Origin of the sequence: Micromonospora profundi (assembly GCF_011927785.1) — a bacterium.
In the GTDB taxonomy this organism is placed as follows: Bacteria; Actinomycetota; Actinomycetes; order Mycobacteriales; family Micromonosporaceae; genus Micromonospora; species Micromonospora profundi.
On the sequence record NZ_JAATJK010000001.1, the window covers coordinates 6,918,219 to 6,933,450 of the forward strand.

Consider the following 15,232-nt stretch of genomic DNA (forward strand, 5'->3'; position numbering starts at 1 on the left):
GACAGACCTGAAGGTACCGTGCGAACCATGGAGAACCCGCTGACCCCCGAGGTCCTCGCCGATCCGGTGCAGCTGACCCGGGTACTGGTCGACATCGAGTCCGTGTCCCTCAACGAGAAGGCGATCGCCGACTTCGTCGAAGAGGTGCTGCGGGGCGTACCGCACCTGTCCACCCACCGGCACGGCAACACCGTGATGGCGCGTACCGACCTCGGTCGATCGCAGCGCATCGTGCTGGCCGGCCACCTGGACACGGTGCCGCTGAACAACAACTTCCCGTCGACGATGCGCGGCGACCTGATGTACGGCTGCGGCACCTCCGACATGAAGTCCGGCGTCGCGTACGCGCTGCACCTGGCCGTGACGCTGCCCGAACCGCGCTACGACGTGACGTACTTCTTCTACGAGGCCGAGGAGATCGAGTCCCGGTACAACGGGCTGAACCTCGTCGCCCAGGCGTTCCCCGAGTGGCTGGAGGCGGACTTCGCGGTGCTGCTGGAGCCGACGTACGGGATCGTCGAGGCGGGCTGCCAGGGCACCATGCGTTCGGTGGTCACCACGACCGGCGTACGCGCCCACTCGGCGCGCTCCTGGCACGGGGTGAACGCCATCCACGCCGCCGCCGAGGTGTTGCAGCGGCTCCAGGCGTACGAGGCGCGTCGGGTCACCATCGACGGTTGCGACTATCGCGAGGGCATGAACGCGGTGCGGATCAAGGGCGGGGTGGCCGGCAACGTGGTGCCGGACCGCTGCGAGATCGAGGTCAACTACCGGTTCGCGCCGGATCGCACTCCGGCCGAGGCGGAGGCGCACCTGCGTGAGGTCTTCGCCGGCTTCGAGCTGACAGTCACCGACACGGCACCCGGTGCCCTGCCCGGGTTGGACGCGGCCCCGGCGAAGGAGTTCCTGGCCGCTGTCGGTGCGGCGCCGATCGGCAAACTCGGCTGGACGGACGTGGCGCGGTTCGCGGCCATGGGGATCCCCGCGCTGAACTTCGGCCCCGGCGATCCCAACCTCGCCCACCACCCGGACGAGCATGTCGAGATCAGCAAGATCCGCGACGGTGCCGCGACACTGCACCGCTGGCTCGCCTCGGCCTGACCGGGTACCCGCTCCCGGTGATCAAGAGGTTCGCGTCAGCCTGGCCCGTTGTCGGCGGCGCGAACCTCTTGATCGGCTCCGGTGGTGGCGGGCGACAGGACAGGGTCCAGCTGACGGGCGCGGCGACGCTCGGCCACCACGTCTCGGATCCGTCGCTGCATCTGCCGACGGATCCGGATCATCTCGCTGTTGCTGATCACGCTGTCTCCTCCCCCGAAGGCGCGCGCCGGGGCATACCCGGTATGTGAATAGTAAGACGTGCGGGGAAGTCAAATAGTTGCCCATGATCGAGAAGTTTTTCTCGGCGTCCCCGCCCCGCGTACCGGGCGGGTGCGGCTCCACTACGGTTGCTGCATGAGCCAGAGCAAGGGGCGGGAGGCCGGCCGCGGTCCAGGTCAGGAGCGGCACCGGGGTGCGGTGACGCTACGTCGAGGGGCGATTCCGACGAGCACCGCCGATCAGCGGCTGCTGGATTCGCGCAGCCGGGGCGACTGGAAGACCAGGGACGCCTGGCGTGCGCTGCGCATCCTCTCCGAGTTCGTCGAGGGTTTCGACACCCTCGCCGACCTGCCGCCGGCGGTGAGCGTCTTCGGCTCCGCGCGCAGCAGCCCCGACAGCGCCGAATGCCAGCTCGCCGAGGAGGTGGGTGCCGCGCTGGCCCGCGCCGGCTACGCGGTGATCACCGGGGGTGGGCCGGGCGTGATGGAGGCCGCCAACCGGGGCGCCAGCGAGGCCGGCGGCCTCTCCGTGGGGCTCGGCATCGAGCTGCCGTTCGAGCAGGGCCTCAACGACTGGGTCGACCTGGCCATCGACTTCCGTTACTTCTTCGCCCGCAAGACGATGTTCGTCAAGTACGCCCAGGCGTTCGTCGTGCTGCCCGGCGGCTTCGGCACCATGGACGAGCTGTTCGAGGCGCTCACCCTGGTGCAGACCGGCAAGGTCACCCGGTTCCCGGTCGTGCTGATGGGCGTCGCCTACTGGCAGGGCCTGATCGACTGGCTGCGCGACACCATGGCGGCCGACGGCAAGATCGGGCCGGTCGACCTGGACCTGATCTGCCTCACCGACGACGTCAACGCGGCGGTACGGCACATCGTCGAGGCCGAGGCGGCGCTCTCGGTGGAGCAGGAGGCGGTCCGCGAGGAGGCCGTCGCGCGTACCGGCGCCGACCAGCAGGCTGCCGCCGCGCAGTCGCCCGCCGCACAGTCCACCGCCGACGAGGCCGAGGAGGGTTGATGGCGGCCATCTGCGTCTTCTGCGCCTCGTCGCGGACCCTCGACCAGCGCTGGCTGGACCTCGCCACAGAGACCGGCGCGGAGCTGGCCCGGCGCGGCCACACGCTTGTCAGCGGCGGCGGCCGTGTCGGCATGATGGGCGCCCTGGTCGACGGTGCCCGCGCCGCCGGAGGGCGCACCGTGGGCGTGATCCCGCAGGCACTCGTCGATCTGGAGGTCGCCGACCTGGCCTCGGACGAGCTGCTGGTGACCGACTCGATGGCCAGCCGCAAGACCGTCATGATCGACAAGTCGGACGCGTTCCTGGCCCTGCCCGGCGGGCTGGGCACCATGGACGAGTTGTTCGAGGTGTGGACCACAGCGACCCTCGCCCTGCACCGCAAGCCGATGGTGCTCGTCGACACGGACGGCTTCTACGGCCCGCTACTGGCCTGGCTCGACGCGATCACCGACCAGCAGTTCCTCAAGCCCGGTGGCCGCGACCTCCTGACCGTGACCCCCACCGTCCCGGAAGCCCTGAACACCCTCGAAGCGCACCTGATCTGACCTCGCCCCGCCCTTCGCTCCGGCGATCATGAGGTTGGCCGCGCCGTTGTCGGCGTGTCGCTCCGCTAACTTCATGATCGCCGGTAGTAGGTGGGGTGGGTGGGTGTCGTATGGGCGTGATGGGATGAGCTGATGCAGGCGTACCGGTTGGTGCGGCGGTCCGGCGGGCCGGCACCGGAGGGCGAGGGCGCGCCGGCCAGCGGCGTCGTGCCCGCCGGCAGCGGTGCGCCCGCGGACCATGCTGTCTCCGAGGGCACCGCTGTGTCCGAGCTGGAGAAGTACGGGGCCGGCGGCACCGCGGGGGCCACCGAGGCCGCGCGGGCCGTCGGAGGGCTGGGGCGGCAGGTCGATCCGGCGCAGGCGGAGGTCATCGGGCACACCGACGGGCCGATGCTGGTGCTCGGCGGTCCCGGCACCGGCAAGACCAGCACCCTCGTCGAGGCGGTCGCCGCCCGGGTGACCGAGGGCGTCGATCCGGAGCGGATCCTCGTCCTGACCTTCGGTCGCCGTGGTGCGACCGAGCTGCGCCAACGCATCGAGGCCCGAGTCGCGCAGGACGGCCACCGGGTGCTGCGCGAGCCGCTGGTGCGCACCTTCCCGGCGTACGCCTTCGGTCTGCTCCGCCGTGCCGCAGCGGAACGCGGCGAGCCGTCGCCCCGACTGCTCACCGGCCCCGAGCAGGATCTGATCATCCGCGAGCTGCTGGACGTGGTGGGCGAGGAGCCCGAGGACGACCCGGTCGGCTGGCCCACCGATCTGCGCCCAGCCCTGCGGACCAGGGCCTTCGCCGGTCAGTTGCGCGACCTGCTCATGCGCGCCGCCGAGCGCGGTGTCGGGCCCGTCGAGTTGGCCCGGCTCGGCGAGAAGCTCGGCCGCGCCGACTGGCCGGCCGCCGCGCGCTTCCTGCGGGAGTACGTCGCCGTGCTCGCGCTGCGCGACGTCAGCAACCGGGGCTCCATCGCGTACGACCCGGCGGAACTGGTCCGCGCGGCCACCGGGCTGCTCCGCGACGACGAGGACCTGCTGGCCGCCGAGCGCCGCCGACTCGCCCACGTGTACGTCGACGAGCTTGCCGACACCGACCCCGCCCAGCTCGAACTGCTGTCGGTGATCGCCGGCGGCGGCACCTCGCTTGTCGCCTTCGCCGACCCCGATTCCTCCACGTACGCCTTCCGGGGTGCCGACCCGGCCGGGGTGAGCACCTTTCCGCACCGATTCCGCACCGCCTCCGGTGCACCGGCCGCGCAGGTGCTGCTGACCACCTCGTACCGGGCCGGGCCGGGCCTGCTCGCCGCGATCGCCCGGCTGGGTCGCCGGCTGCGCGGTCCCGCAGCGCACCGCCGGCTGCGCCCGCTACCCGATGCCCCGACGGGGGTGGTCGAGGTGCACACGTTCCGTTCGGCGACAAGTGAGGCGGCCTGGCTGGCGCACGCGCTGCGCTCCGCTCACCTGCTCGACGGCGTGCCGTGGTCGCGGATGGCGGTGCTTGTGCGTTCCACAGTGTTGCAGCTGCCGACCCTGCAACGGGCGCTGCACGCGGCCGGCGTACCGACAGTGGTGCACGGCGAGGACCTGCCGTTGCACCTGCAACCGGCGGTGGCGCCGCTGCTGCTCCTGCTGCGCTGCGCGCTGGAGCCGCAACGGCTCGACGAGGAGGCGGCGGTAGCGCTGCTGCACTCCCCGCTGGGCGGGGCGGACCCGCTGGCCGAGCGGCGGCTGCGGCAGGGACTGCGCGCGATGGCACTCGCCGGTGGCGACCGGCGCCCATCCGGGGAGTTGATTGTCGAGGCGCTGAGCGACCCGGCGGAGCTGGCCGGCATCGACCGGCGGTGGGCGGAGCCGGCCCAGGCGGTGGCCGGGCTGCTCGCCACCGCCCGCGATGCCGCTGCCCGGCCCGGGGCGACCGCCGAGACGGTGCTCTGGGCCGTCTGGCACGGCAGCGGGTTGGCTGAGCGCTGGGCGGGTGCCATCGGCCAGGGGCGGCCCGAGGCCGGTGAGGGAGACCTGGCGCGGCGGCGTCGCGCCGAGGCGGCCGACCGGGACCTGGACGCCGTGCTTGTGCTCTTCGACGCGGCGGCCCGCTTCACCGACCGGCTGCCCGGCGCCCGTACCGAGGTCTTCCTCGACCACGTGCTCGCCCAGGACCTCCCGGCGGACACCATCGCGCCGACCGCCGACCGGGGCGCGGCGGTCCGGTTGCTCACCGCACACGCCGCGAAGGGCCTGGAGTGGGACCTGGTCGCGGTGGCCGGAGTGCAGGAGGGCATCTGGCCCGACCTGCGACTGCGTGGCAGCCTGCTCGGTTCGGAACGGCTTGTCGACGTGCTCGCCGGCCGGTTCGTGGGGGGCGCCCGCGTGGCGAACGTGGTGGGACAGACGTCGGCGCTGCTGGACGAGGAGCGTCGACTGTTCCACGTCGCGATAAGCCGGGCACGGCACAGGCTGCTGGTAAGTGCGGTGGCGTCGGCGGCGGTGGGCGGCGACGACCACGAGGAGCAGCCGAGCCGCTTCCTCCACGAGCTGCTCCCGACCGACCGCCCGGCCCCGCCGGACGGCTCCGGGCCGGCGGATCCGCCGTCGACGCCCGGCCCGCGTACCGGCCCGCCGACCGCTGGTCCCCCCGGCGGCGACGATCCGCACGCCACGCCCGGCGGCGTCGCCGGCAGGGACGGTGCGCCAGGCAGGGACGGCGCTTCGGGCAAGAGCGGAGCGCCGGACAAGGCCGGTACGGCCGGCGGTGACGCGGGTGGTGACGGCGACGATGCGCCGGATCGGCCTGGTGCACTGCCGGTGACCCGTCCACCACGGGCGCTCACACTGCCGGCGCTCGTCGCGGAACTGCGTACCGCCATCACTGACCCCGCTGCGCCGGCGGGCCGGCGGCGCGCGGCGGCGGCCGAGCTGGCGCGGCTCGCCGCCGCGGGCGTGCCGGGCGCGCACCCCGACGACTGGTGGGGGCTGCGCGCGCTCTCCGACGACAGGCCGCTTGTCGACGAGGGCGAACCGGTCCGGGTCACCCCGTCGGCCATGGAGAGCGCGTTGCGGTGCAGCCTGCGGTGGCTGCTGGAACGGCACGGCGGCAGCGGTCCGACAAGCACGGCGCAGGGGGTGGGCAACCTGGTGCACGCCGCCGCGATGCTTGCCGAGGACGCCAGCGCCGACCGGGGGGCGTTGCTCGACTACGTGGCGGCCCGGTTCGACGCGATCGAGTTGGCCGCCCGGTGGATGGCCGGCCCGGAGCGCGAGCGTGCCGAGGCCATGGTCGACAAGCTGCTGCGCTGGCTGGCCACCAACCCGCGTCGGCTGCTAGCCATCGAGCACGAGTTCGCGGTGCGGCTGGACGATCCGACCCGGCCCATCGAACTGACCGGCCGGGTCGACAGGCTGGAGGTCGACGAGGACGGTCGGCTCGTGGTCATCGACCTGAAGACCGGCAAGTCGACGGCTGTCACCGGCACCGAGCTGGCCGAGCATCCGCAGCTCGGCGCCTACCAGGCGGCGGTGGAGGCGGGGGCGTTCGCCGAGTTCGGCGAAGAATCCGGTGGCGCTGCGCTGGTGCAGCTCGGCACCTCGGCGAAGGACGCCCGGGAGCAGAACCAGCCGGCGGCGGGCGAGGGTCCGGCGGCCGGCTGGGCGACGGCGCTGGTCCGGCGGACCGCCGATACGATGGCAGCCGCCACGTTCGCCGCGGTGGCCAACTCGAAGTGCCGGGTCTGCCCGGTGCGCACCAGCTGCCCGGTGTCCGGGCAGGGGCGCCAGGTCGTCGAGCCTCCGACGGTCCGGCGCAGCAGTGAGGGCGAGGAGTGAGCCGGGTGTTGCGAGCCGAGACCACACCGTGAGTCAGCCGACCCTTTTCGGGGCCGGTCCGGCGCCGACGCCGCGGCTTGCCGACTCCGGCCCTCGGTACACCCCGGTGGAGCTGGCGAAACTGCTGCGGTTGCCGGCGCCCACCCGGGAGCAGGCCGCGATCATCGCCGCCCCGGTGGAGCCGCTGCTCGTGGTCGCGGGGGCGGGGTCGGGCAAGACCGAGACGATGGCCGCGCGGGTGGTCTGGCTGGTGGCCAACTCGTACGTGCGGCCGGAGCAGATCCTCGGGTTGACGTTCACCCGTAAGGCGGCGGGGGAGCTCGCCCATCGGGTGCGGACCCGGCTCGACCAGTTGATCCGCCGGCTCGGCCGGCAGGGGCGGGATCCACTGGACGACCCGCTCGCCGGTGAGCCGACGGTCTCCACCTATCACTCGTACGCCGGGCGGATCGTCAGCGAGCACGGGTTGCGGGCCGGCTACGAGCCGTCCACGCGGCTGCTGACCGAGGCCTCCCGCTGGCAGTTGGTCGACCTGCTGGTGCGCAACTACGACGGCGACATGTCCGAGGTGGACCGGATGCCGAGCACCATCACCGACGCGGTGTTGGCGCTCGCCGGGGAGCTGGACGAGCATCTGGTCGCCCCGGACCAGTTGGCCGCCTGGACTGGTCGGTTCTTCGCGGAGGTGCAGTCCCGACCGGGTCGGGTCTACGCGGACGTGCGCAAGGCGCTCACCCTTCAGCAGACCCGGCTGCGCCTGCTGCCGCTGGTGCGGGCGTACGCGCGGCGCAAGGAGGACTTCGAGGCGATGGACTTCGCCGACCAGTTGGCCCGGGCGGCGCGGGTGGCCCGGGATCATCCGGCGGTGGGCGAGATCGAGCGGGACCGGTTCCGGGTGGTGCTTCTCGACGAATACCAGGACACGAGCCACGCGCAGGTGGTGCTTCTCAACGCGCTGTTCGGTGGCGGGCATCCGGTGACGGCGGTGGGTGACCCGTGCCAGTCGATCTACGGGTGGCGGGGGGCCAGTGCTGGCACCCTCGATCGCTTTCCCACCGAGTTCGCCAGGGCCGACGGGGAGCCGGCCGTGGCGTTGGGGCTCACGACGAGTTGGCGTAACCGTCCGGAGATCCTGCGGGTGGCGAACGCGCTCTCGACGCCACTGCGGGCGGCCGGCGCGCGCGTGCCGGAGTTGCGGTCCGCGCTCACCGTCCGCGACCCGATCCCGCACCGCAGCCCCGGAGGGGCGGCCGGCGGCACCGTGCACTGCGCGCTGCTGCCGACGTACGCCGACGAGGCGGCGTGGATCGCCGACAGCGTGCTCGCCGCGTGGCGTGGCGCGGCGCGGATGCCGGGTGCCGCCCCCGAACACATTCCGGTGGTGCAGCGGCCGACCACTGCGGTGCTGGTCCGGGTCCGTAGCCAGATCCCGGCGATCGAGTCGGCGTTACGTGAGCGTGGCCTGCCGGTGGAGGTGGTGGGCCTGGGTGGCCTGCTGGACACCCCGGAGGTGCGGGACGTGGTGTGCACGTTGCGGGTGCTTGCCGATCCGACCGACGGGGCGGCGCTGTTGCGGCTGCTCACCGGCGCGCGGTGGCGGATCGGGCCGCGTGACCTTGTGGCATTGCACCGGCGGGCGAGGGCGATCGCCAGGGCTCGGCGTCAGGTAGCCGCCGACGAGAACTCCGAGATCAGCCCTGACCTGCTGGACGAGGCGACCCTGGTGGAGGCGCTGGCCGACCTCGGACCGGCGCAGGCGTACTCGGCAGAGGGCTTCGCGCGGCTGCGCGCGTACGGCCGGGAGTTGGCGTTGTTGCGGTACCGACTGGACCAGGCCCTGCCGGACCTGATCGCGGACATCGAGCGGACCATCGGCCTGGATGTGGAGGTCGCGGTGCGGGCCGGCCGGGACGGCGCCGGCGATGCCGGTCTGGCCCGGGGTCACCTGGACGCCCTCGGCGACGTGGCGGCCCGGTTCAGCGGGGAGACGCCCGGTGCGACCCTGTCCGGCTTCCTGTCCTACCTGGCCGCCGCCGAGGACGAGGAGCGTGGTCTCGCCCCGGGTGAGGTCGAGGTCGTGGACGGGGCGGTGCAGGTGGTGACGGCGCACGCCGCGAAAGGGCTGGAGTGGGACGTGGTGGCGGTGGCCGGGCTGTGCCGCGGGCTGTGGCCCGGGCCGGTACGCAACTCCGACCACTGGTTGGGCGGGCTGGGTGTGTTGCCGTTCCCGCTGCGGGGCGACGTCGACGGGTTGCCCGAATTGGCGCTCGACGAGGCTGCGGACCAGCGGGCTGTGGCCCGGGCGCTTACCGACTTCACCGACGCGTGGCGGGCGCACGACGAGCGGGAGGAGCGCCGGCTGACGTACGTGGCGGTGACCCGACCACGTCGGCTGCTGCTCTGCTCCGGGTACTGGTGGGGGGAGGGGACGAAGCGCCCGCGTGGCCCGTCGGTCTTCCTGAGTGAGGTGTACGACACCTGCCTGGACGGCGGCCCGGGGCATCTGGTCGACGCCTGGGCGCCGGAGCCGACGCCGGACGCCACGAACCCGACGGCGGAGGTGGTGCTGCGTGCGGAGTGGCCGGCCGATCCGCTGGGCGGGCGCCGGCCGGAGCTGGCCGAGGCGGCGGGATTGGTCCGCCGGTTGATGTCCGACGGCCCGGCGGAGGTGGTGGTCGCCGGTGGGCCCGACGATCCGGAGGTGGCCCGCTGGCGGCGGGAGGCGGATCTGTTGCTGGCCGAGCGGGCCGAGCTGACCCGGCTGTCGGGGGCGGTGGAGGTGGCTCTACCCGGGCAGTTGAGCGTCACCCAGTTGGTGGCGTTGCGCCGTGACCCGGCGGCGCTGGCCCGTACGCTGCGCCGCCCGGTGCCGACCGAGCCCAACCCGTACGCCCGCCGGGGCACCGCCTTCCACGCCTGGTTGGAGCAGCGTTTCGGCGCCGACCGGCTGCTCGACCTGGACGAGCTTCCCGGCGCGGCGGACGCGGACGCGGCACCGGACGAGGCGCTGGCCGAACTCCAGGAACGTTTCCTGGCCAGTGAGTGGGCCGACCGGGTGCCGGTGGAGGTGGAGGTGCCGTTCGCCACTGTGATCGCCGGCGTGGTGGTGCGGGGGCGGATGGACGCGGTCTTCGCCCGCCCGGGTGGCCGGTTCGACGTGGTCGACTGGAAGACCGGCGCGCAGCCTGTCGGCCCGGCGGCTGAGGTCGCCGCTGTGCAGTTGGCCGTGTACCGGCTGGCGTGGGCGGAGTTGGCGGGTGTGCCAGTCGATCGGGTGGGCGCGGCGTTCCACTACGTGCGAGACGGGGCGACGGTCCGGCCCGCCGACCTGCTCGACGTGACCGGGCTCACCGCCCTGATCGCGCAGTTGCCAGAGAATTCTGCCCAAGATTGACTCCTGCCCGGAGATCCATGGTAGGTTGAACACGTTGCAGTTTTGGTTACCAGAGACTCTGTGTGCGCCTGGCGGGAATTGTGGCCCCAGGCGCTCTTTGTTGTGTCCGGAGCTCTCCGGGCGGGGCGACCAGAAGCGACAGGCGATTCGCGCATTCCCGCGCGGAGCGCTCCTCTTCGGACCGGCAACAAGTGCGGGTCCGACGTTCCGTCAAGGAGACGAAACACATGGCTATTGGCACCGTGAAGTGGTTCAACGCTGACAAGGGCTTCGGCTTCATCACCCCGGACGGCGGCGGCGCTGACGTCTTCGCCCACTTCTCGGCGATCCAGTCCTCCGGCTACCGGAGCCTGGACGAGAACCAGCGGGTCGAGTTCGAGGTGACCCAGGGCCAGAAGGGCCCGCAGGCGGAGAACATCCGCCCGCTCTGATCTTCGGATCGATCGGTATTACCCGTCGCGCCCTCCGGGTGTGACGGTGACGGGACCGGCCCGCCCCGCTGTCGACCTGCTTTAGCAGGCGGCGGCCCGGCGGCGGGCCGGCCCGTACCCTAATCGGTTCGTGCTTGTGAGTCCTGGCGGCCTTTTCCGCTGGTGACAGCGCCGGCTTCGGCGCCCTCCCTCGACACGTGCCGCGTCGAGGAAGGCTTCTGCGTGACCACAGTTATTCCGTCCTTCGCCCACACCGGTCTGGCCCCGGCGCTGCTGAGCGCGCTGACCGCACAGGGCATCAACGAGCCGTTCCCGATCCAGTCGGCCACGCTGCCCGACTCGCTCGCCGGCCGGGACGTGCTCGGACGGGGCCGCACCGGCTCCGGCAAGACTCTCGCCTTCGGGCTTCCGCTGCTCTCGCGTACCGCCGGCCAGAAGGCCCGGCCGGGTCGCCCGCTGGCCCTGGTGCTGGTGCCGACCCGCGAGCTGGCCCAGCAGGTGACCACCGCACTGGCCCCGTACGCCCGCGCCGTCGGACTGCGCTGCGCCACCGTCGTGGGTGGCCTGTCGTTGCAGCGCCAGGCGGACGCGCTGCGCGCCGGCGCCGAGGTGGTCGTGGCGACCCCCGGCCGGCTGCACGACCTGATCAACCGCGGTGACGCACGGCTCGACCACGTCGAGATCACCGTGTTGGACGAGGCCGACCAGATGGCCGACATGGGCTTCCTGCCGCAGGTGACCAAGCTGCTGGAGCAGGTCGCGCCGCAGGGGCAGCGGATGCTCTTCTCCGCCACTCTGGACGGTGGCGTGGACCGCCTGGTCCGCCGCTTCCTGAGTAACCCGGTGACCCACTCGGTCGACCCGGGCACCGCCACGGTCACCGCGATGACCCACCACGTGCTGCACGTCGACGCGATCGACAAGCCCGACGCGCTGACCCGGATCGCCGCCCGCGAGGGCCGCACCATCCTGTTCATGGGGACCAAGCACCGCGCCGACAGGCTCGCCCGCCAGTTGCTCTCCAAGGGGGTACGCGCGGCCGCGCTGCACGGCGGCAAGTCCCAGCCGCAGCGCACCCGGATCCTGGAGCAGTTCCGCAACGGCCAGGTGACTGCCCTCGTCGCCACGGACGTGGCTGCCCGGGGCATCCACGTCGACGGCCTCGACATGGTGGTCAACGTGGACCCGCCGACCGAGGCGAAGGACTACCTGCACCGGGGTGGACGGACGGCTCGGGCCGGTGAGTCCGGCTCGGTGGTCACTCTGGTCCTGCCCGAGCAGCGGCGGGACGTGTCCCGGCTGATGTCCATCGCCGGCATCCGGCCCGAATCGGTCCAGGTCCGCCCGGGTGACGGGTCGCTGGCCCGGGTGACCGGTGCTCGCGAGCCCTCCGGCGTTCCGGTGACCATCGTGGCCCCGCCGGTGGCCGTTGGCCGGGGCCGCGGCCCCGGTGGTCCGGTCGCCGATGGCGCGGCCCGGCCGGCGCACCGCGCGTCGGGTCGGTCCCGCCGGCCGCGTCGCCCCCGTACCGTCTGAGCTTCTCGACCCTGACCGACCCGCACCGCTTCGGCGGCGCGGGTCGGTTTCGTCTGCGGCCCTCACGCGGCCGGGATCTTGTCCGTGCCCGGGACCGGCAGTCGGCTTGCGGCGCCCGGGGGGAGGGCGCCTGGGGGAGACGGCAGGTGCCCGACTGGCCCTGGGGTTGGCGCCGCCAGCGCGGCCGACGCCGCCAGCGCATCTGGCTGTTCGGCTGAGTCGGTAATCAGCCTCGGTTGGGTCGCCTGGCCGACTGTTTTCCGGCCCGATGTGGTCAAAACTGACCACCGGGGGGACGCCGGGCGGGGGGCCCGGCGCGGAAGGGGTGGCCATGGCGGGCGAAGCCGGCTCGGGGACGCTGCGGGAACTGACCCTGGTGGTCGCGGTCGCGCTCGCCGGGTTGCTGCTCGCCATGGTTGCGGCCTTCACGCCCTGGCATGCCACCCCGGCGGGCAACGCTCCCGCCGGCCTGGTGGAGCTGCACAGCCCCGGCGATCTGGGTTCTGGCCCGACGGTCCCGCACGTGGGCTGAGCAGCGACCGGCCGACCGGTGCCGGCGGAGGGGCAGGCCCGGTCGAATCGGTACGAGGTGTGGTCGGGTCGGCGGGGCACCGGCCCGACCACACCGCCTCCCCAGTGGAGCGCCAGATCAGGCGGTCACGATGCGGTGGTCGCGCGGTCGGTCGATTCGCGATCGAGCAGGTCGGCGAGAGTGGTGCTGTCGACGACCGTGGCGATCGCCCCGTGCACGGCTAGCCAGACGTCGGTGAGGCCGGCGGCCACCCCGTGGTAGCCGGCCCGTTCGGCGGGCAGCCCTCGTACGGTGGTCAGCGATCCGCCGACCGCGCGCAGCACGTCGCCGACGGTGATGTCCTCGGGTGGCCGGGCCAGCGCGTACCCGCCGTCGGCACCGCGATGACTGTGCAGCAGACCAGCCCGGCGCAGGTCGAGCAGGATGCCCTGGAGGAAACTGAGCGGGATCCCCTGCACCTCGGCCAGGCTTGCCGCCTTCACCAACTCGCCCCCGTCGCCACCGCTGCCCGCGTCGCCGCCGCCTTGGACGGCGGCGGCGACAGCGAGCATGGCCCGGAGCGCGTAGTCGCTGCGCGCGGAGACGTACACGTCACTGACCAGCCTGATCCAGTACGCCCCAGCGCCGGCGGATCGACTTGTCCGCAGCGCCGAACGCCGCGTCCACCACCAGGCCGAGCACCAGAATGACGATCATCGTGGAGAGCAGCCAGGGCGCGTCGGACAGTTCGCGCGAGTAGGTGAGCTGGGCGCCGAGCGAGGTCTGCGAGATGCCGACCACGAGCAGCTCGCCGGCCATCAGACTTCGCCACGAGAACGCCCAGCCCTGCTTGAGACCCGCGACGATCGCCGGCAGCGCGGCCGGCGCGATCACGTACCGGTAGAGGTTGAGCCCGCGAGCCCCCAGGTTGCGGCCGGCGCGCAGCAGTAGCGGCGGCACGTAGTCCACACCGGAGATGACCCCGTTGGCGATTGACGGCGCGGCGCCGAGCACCACCACGAAGAAGATCGCCTTCTCGCTCAGCTCGAACAGCAGAATGGCAAGCGGGAACCAGGCGATCGACGGCATGGTCTGCAACGCGGTGATCATCGAGCCGATGGCAGCCCGGAGGACCTTGGACCGGGCCACCGCCAGACCCACAAGTAGACCGACGGCGACGGAGAAGATGTACCCGAGGGCGGCCCGCCGCAGCGTGGTGACCAGGCCCTCCCAGAGCTGCGGGCCCTGGGCCTGGTTGAGCAGCTCGCGGCCGACGACAAGTGGGCCGGGAAGCGAGTACGGCGGCTTCCAACCCGACCAGACCACCAGCTGCCAGGCAGCGATGACGATGGCCAGCGCGGCCAGCTTGGGCCAGGTGGCAGCCCAGAGCCGGTTGCCCCGGGAGACCTCCTTCTCCCGACCGGCGATCTCCAGCGCGTCGAGCCCGGAGATCTGCGCGTCGGTCCGCGCCGTGCTGGTCAGGGTGTCATTGGCCATGGCGGCCCACCTCCGTACGGAGCCGTTCGGTGACGTCGGCGGCGATGGCGGCGACCTCGGGGGAGTCGATCCGCCGTGGCCGCGGGATGTTCACCTCGGTGGAGTAGATGATTCGACCGGGGCGGCTGGAGAGCAGGATGATCCGGTCGGCCAGCCGGGCTGCCTCGCGGACGTTGTGCGTGACGAACAGCACCGACAGGTTGCGTTCGGACCAGATGCGTTCCAGCTCGTCGTGCAGGATGTCCCGGGTCATCGCGTCCAGTGCGCCGAACGGCTCGTCCATGAGCAGCACCGGGGTGTCCAGGGCCAGGGTGCGGGCAAGCGCGACCCGCTGCCGCATGCCGCCGGACAGTTCGTGTGGCCGCTTGCGGCCGAACTCGCCAAGGTGCACAGTGCGCAGCAGCTCGGCCACCCGCTCGCGTCGCTGCGCCCGGGGCAGGCCGCGCAGTTTCAGCGGCATCTCGACGTTCGCGTCGACGGTCAGCCAGGGAAAGAGCGCCGGCTCCTGGAACATCAGCCCGGGGTTGGCGTCGCCGGCGAGGTCGATCTGCCCGGCGGTGGGCCGGTCCAGGCCGGCCACCAGGTTCAGCAGGGTGCTCTTGCCGCAGCCGGAGGCGCCGACCAGGCAGACGAACTCGCCAGGCGCCACGTCCAGGGACACCCCGTCGAGAGCCAGTACGGCGCTCTCGCCGCGTCCGTACACCTTTGTTACGTCGGAGAGCGCGACCGAGGTGGTCGCGCTTCCCGGCGTCGTCGTGGTCGACGTCATGGCTGGACGACCTCGGGCTTGCCCTGCGCCTTGAGCGCGTTGTTGAGGTACGTCAGGTCGTAGAGGCCGTCGAGGCTCACCGGGTCGGTCAGCTTGACCTCGACGGCGTGGTCGAGCCCGGCCTTGAGCGAGGAGGGGATGGGGTCGTTCGTGAACTCCAACGTCGGCCACGCCTGCTTGATCAGCTTCGGGTCCAGCGGCTTGCCGGTGATCTTGCCGATCGCCTCGGAGATGGCCTGCTGGGCCTCGTCCGGCTTGGTGTTGACGAACTCGTTCGCGGCGACCTGGCCCTCGACCAGCTTCTGCACGACGTCCGGGTGCGCCTTGAGGAACTTCGTGCTGACCAGCAGGTTGGTGATGACGAACTTCTTGTCCGGCCACAGGTCGCGCTCGTCGACGAGCACC

The 15,232-nt window shown here is 72.5% G+C and carries 12 protein-coding genes and 1 pseudogene; 8 read left to right on the forward strand and 5 right to left on the reverse strand.

Annotated elements, in window-relative coordinates; translation table 11 throughout:
- The first annotated feature begins 27 nt into the window (after window positions 1–27).
- Window positions 28–1,101 (forward strand): succinyl-diaminopimelate desuccinylase, encoded by a 1,074-nt coding sequence (gene dapE, locus F4558_RS31115; RefSeq protein WP_053660381.1) that lies wholly within the window; start codon window positions 28–30, stop codon window positions 1,099–1,101.
- 35 nt (window positions 1,102–1,136) lie between these two features.
- On the opposite strand, the gene F4558_RS31120 is transcribed toward dapE, so the two are convergent.
- The gene (locus tag F4558_RS31120; RefSeq protein ID WP_157552980.1) at window positions 1,137–1,301 is read right to left on the reverse strand and encodes a hypothetical protein; all 165 of its coding nucleotides are present in this window, start codon (window positions 1,299–1,301) and stop codon (window positions 1,137–1,139) included.
- Between the two features lie 154 nt (window positions 1,302–1,455).
- Between F4558_RS31120 and F4558_RS31125 the strand changes: the two genes are divergently transcribed.
- The 7 genes from F4558_RS31125 (at window position 1,456) to F4558_RS31155 (ending at window position 12,582) form a co-directional block, all read left to right on the forward strand.
- Window positions 1,456–2,337 (forward strand): LOG family protein, encoded by an 882-nt coding sequence (locus F4558_RS31125; protein WP_053660379.1) that lies wholly within the window; start codon window positions 1,456–1,458, stop codon window positions 2,335–2,337.
- Window positions 2,337–2,882: an LOG family protein gene (locus tag F4558_RS31130; RefSeq protein WP_053660377.1), complete on the forward strand. Its 546-nt coding sequence runs from the start codon at window positions 2,337–2,339 to the stop codon at window positions 2,880–2,882. The genes F4558_RS31125 and F4558_RS31130 overlap by 1 nt, the downstream gene beginning before the upstream one ends.
- A gap of 132 nt (window positions 2,883–3,014) precedes the next feature.
- Window positions 3,015–6,689 carry an ATP-dependent helicase gene (locus F4558_RS31135; protein ID WP_167947126.1) on the forward strand — a complete coding sequence of 1,225 codons (3,675 nt, stop codon included), beginning with the start codon at window positions 3,015–3,017 and terminating at the stop codon, window positions 6,687–6,689.
- 28 nt (window positions 6,690–6,717) lie between these two features.
- On the forward strand, window positions 6,718–10,083 hold the full coding sequence (locus tag F4558_RS31140; RefSeq protein WP_167947128.1) for an ATP-dependent helicase: 3,366 nt from the start codon (window positions 6,718–6,720) through the stop codon (window positions 10,081–10,083).
- A gap of 227 nt (window positions 10,084–10,310) precedes the next feature.
- Window positions 10,311–10,514 (forward strand): transcription antiterminator/RNA stability regulator CspE, encoded by a 204-nt coding sequence (cspE, locus tag F4558_RS31145; protein WP_007464836.1) that lies wholly within the window; start codon window positions 10,311–10,313, stop codon window positions 10,512–10,514.
- 222 nt (window positions 10,515–10,736) lie between these two features.
- The gene (locus F4558_RS31150) at window positions 10,737–12,050 is read left to right on the forward strand and encodes a DEAD/DEAH box helicase (RefSeq protein WP_053660371.1); all 1,314 of its coding nucleotides are present in this window, start codon (window positions 10,737–10,739) and stop codon (window positions 12,048–12,050) included.
- 331 nt (window positions 12,051–12,381) lie between these two features.
- On the forward strand, window positions 12,382–12,582 hold the full coding sequence (locus F4558_RS31155) for a hypothetical protein (RefSeq protein ID WP_053660369.1): 201 nt from the start codon (window positions 12,382–12,384) through the stop codon (window positions 12,580–12,582).
- Window positions 12,583–12,707: 125 nt separating this feature from the next.
- On the opposite strand, the gene F4558_RS31160 is transcribed toward F4558_RS31155, so the two are convergent.
- From F4558_RS31160 to F4558_RS31175, 4 genes and pseudogenes are all read right to left on the reverse strand, one after another.
- On the reverse strand, window positions 12,708–13,172 hold the full coding sequence (locus F4558_RS31160; RefSeq protein ID WP_167947130.1) for an RrF2 family transcriptional regulator: 465 nt from the start codon (window positions 13,170–13,172) through the stop codon (window positions 12,708–12,710).
- Window position 13,173: 1 nt separating this feature from the next.
- Window positions 13,174–14,058 carry an ABC transporter permease gene (locus tag F4558_RS31165; protein WP_053660364.1) on the reverse strand — a complete coding sequence of 295 codons (885 nt, stop codon included), beginning with the start codon at window positions 14,056–14,058 and terminating at the stop codon, window positions 13,174–13,176.
- Window positions 14,048–14,827 (reverse strand): ABC transporter ATP-binding protein, encoded by a 780-nt coding sequence (locus tag F4558_RS31170; protein ID WP_053660362.1) that lies wholly within the window; start codon window positions 14,825–14,827, stop codon window positions 14,048–14,050. Before F4558_RS31170 ends, F4558_RS31165 begins: the two co-directional genes overlap by 11 nt.
- Window positions 14,824–15,232, reverse strand: a pseudogene (locus F4558_RS31175) (sulfonate ABC transporter substrate-binding protein); the annotation flags it as partial. The pseudogene F4558_RS31175 and the gene F4558_RS31170, both read right to left, overlap by 4 nt.

Excerpts from the sequence above, each read along its gene's own strand:
- dapE (WP_053660381.1), top strand. The coding sequence starts at position 28 with ATGGAGAACCCGCTGACCCCCGAGGTCCTCGCCGATCCGGTGCAGCTG.
- F4558_RS31125 (WP_053660379.1), top strand. The coding sequence starts at position 1,456 with ATGAGCCAGAGCAAGGGGCGGGAGGCCGGCCGCGGTCCAGGTCAGGAG.
- F4558_RS31130 (WP_053660377.1), top strand. The coding sequence starts at position 2,337 with ATGGCGGCCATCTGCGTCTTCTGCGCCTCGTCGCGGACCCTCGACCAG.
- F4558_RS31135 (WP_167947126.1), top strand. The coding sequence starts at position 3,015 with ATGCAGGCGTACCGGTTGGTGCGGCGGTCCGGCGGGCCGGCACCGGAG.
- cspE (WP_007464836.1), top strand. The coding sequence starts at position 10,311 with ATGGCTATTGGCACCGTGAAGTGGTTCAACGCTGACAAGGGCTTCGGC.
- F4558_RS31155 (WP_053660369.1), top strand. The coding sequence starts at position 12,382 with ATGGCGGGCGAAGCCGGCTCGGGGACGCTGCGGGAACTGACCCTGGTG.
- F4558_RS31165 (WP_053660364.1), bottom strand. The coding sequence starts at position 14,058 with ATGGCCAATGACACCCTGACCAGCACGGCGCGGACCGACGCGCAGATC.
- F4558_RS31170 (WP_053660362.1), bottom strand. The coding sequence starts at position 14,827 with ATGACGTCGACCACGACGACGCCGGGAAGCGCGACCACCTCGGTCGCG.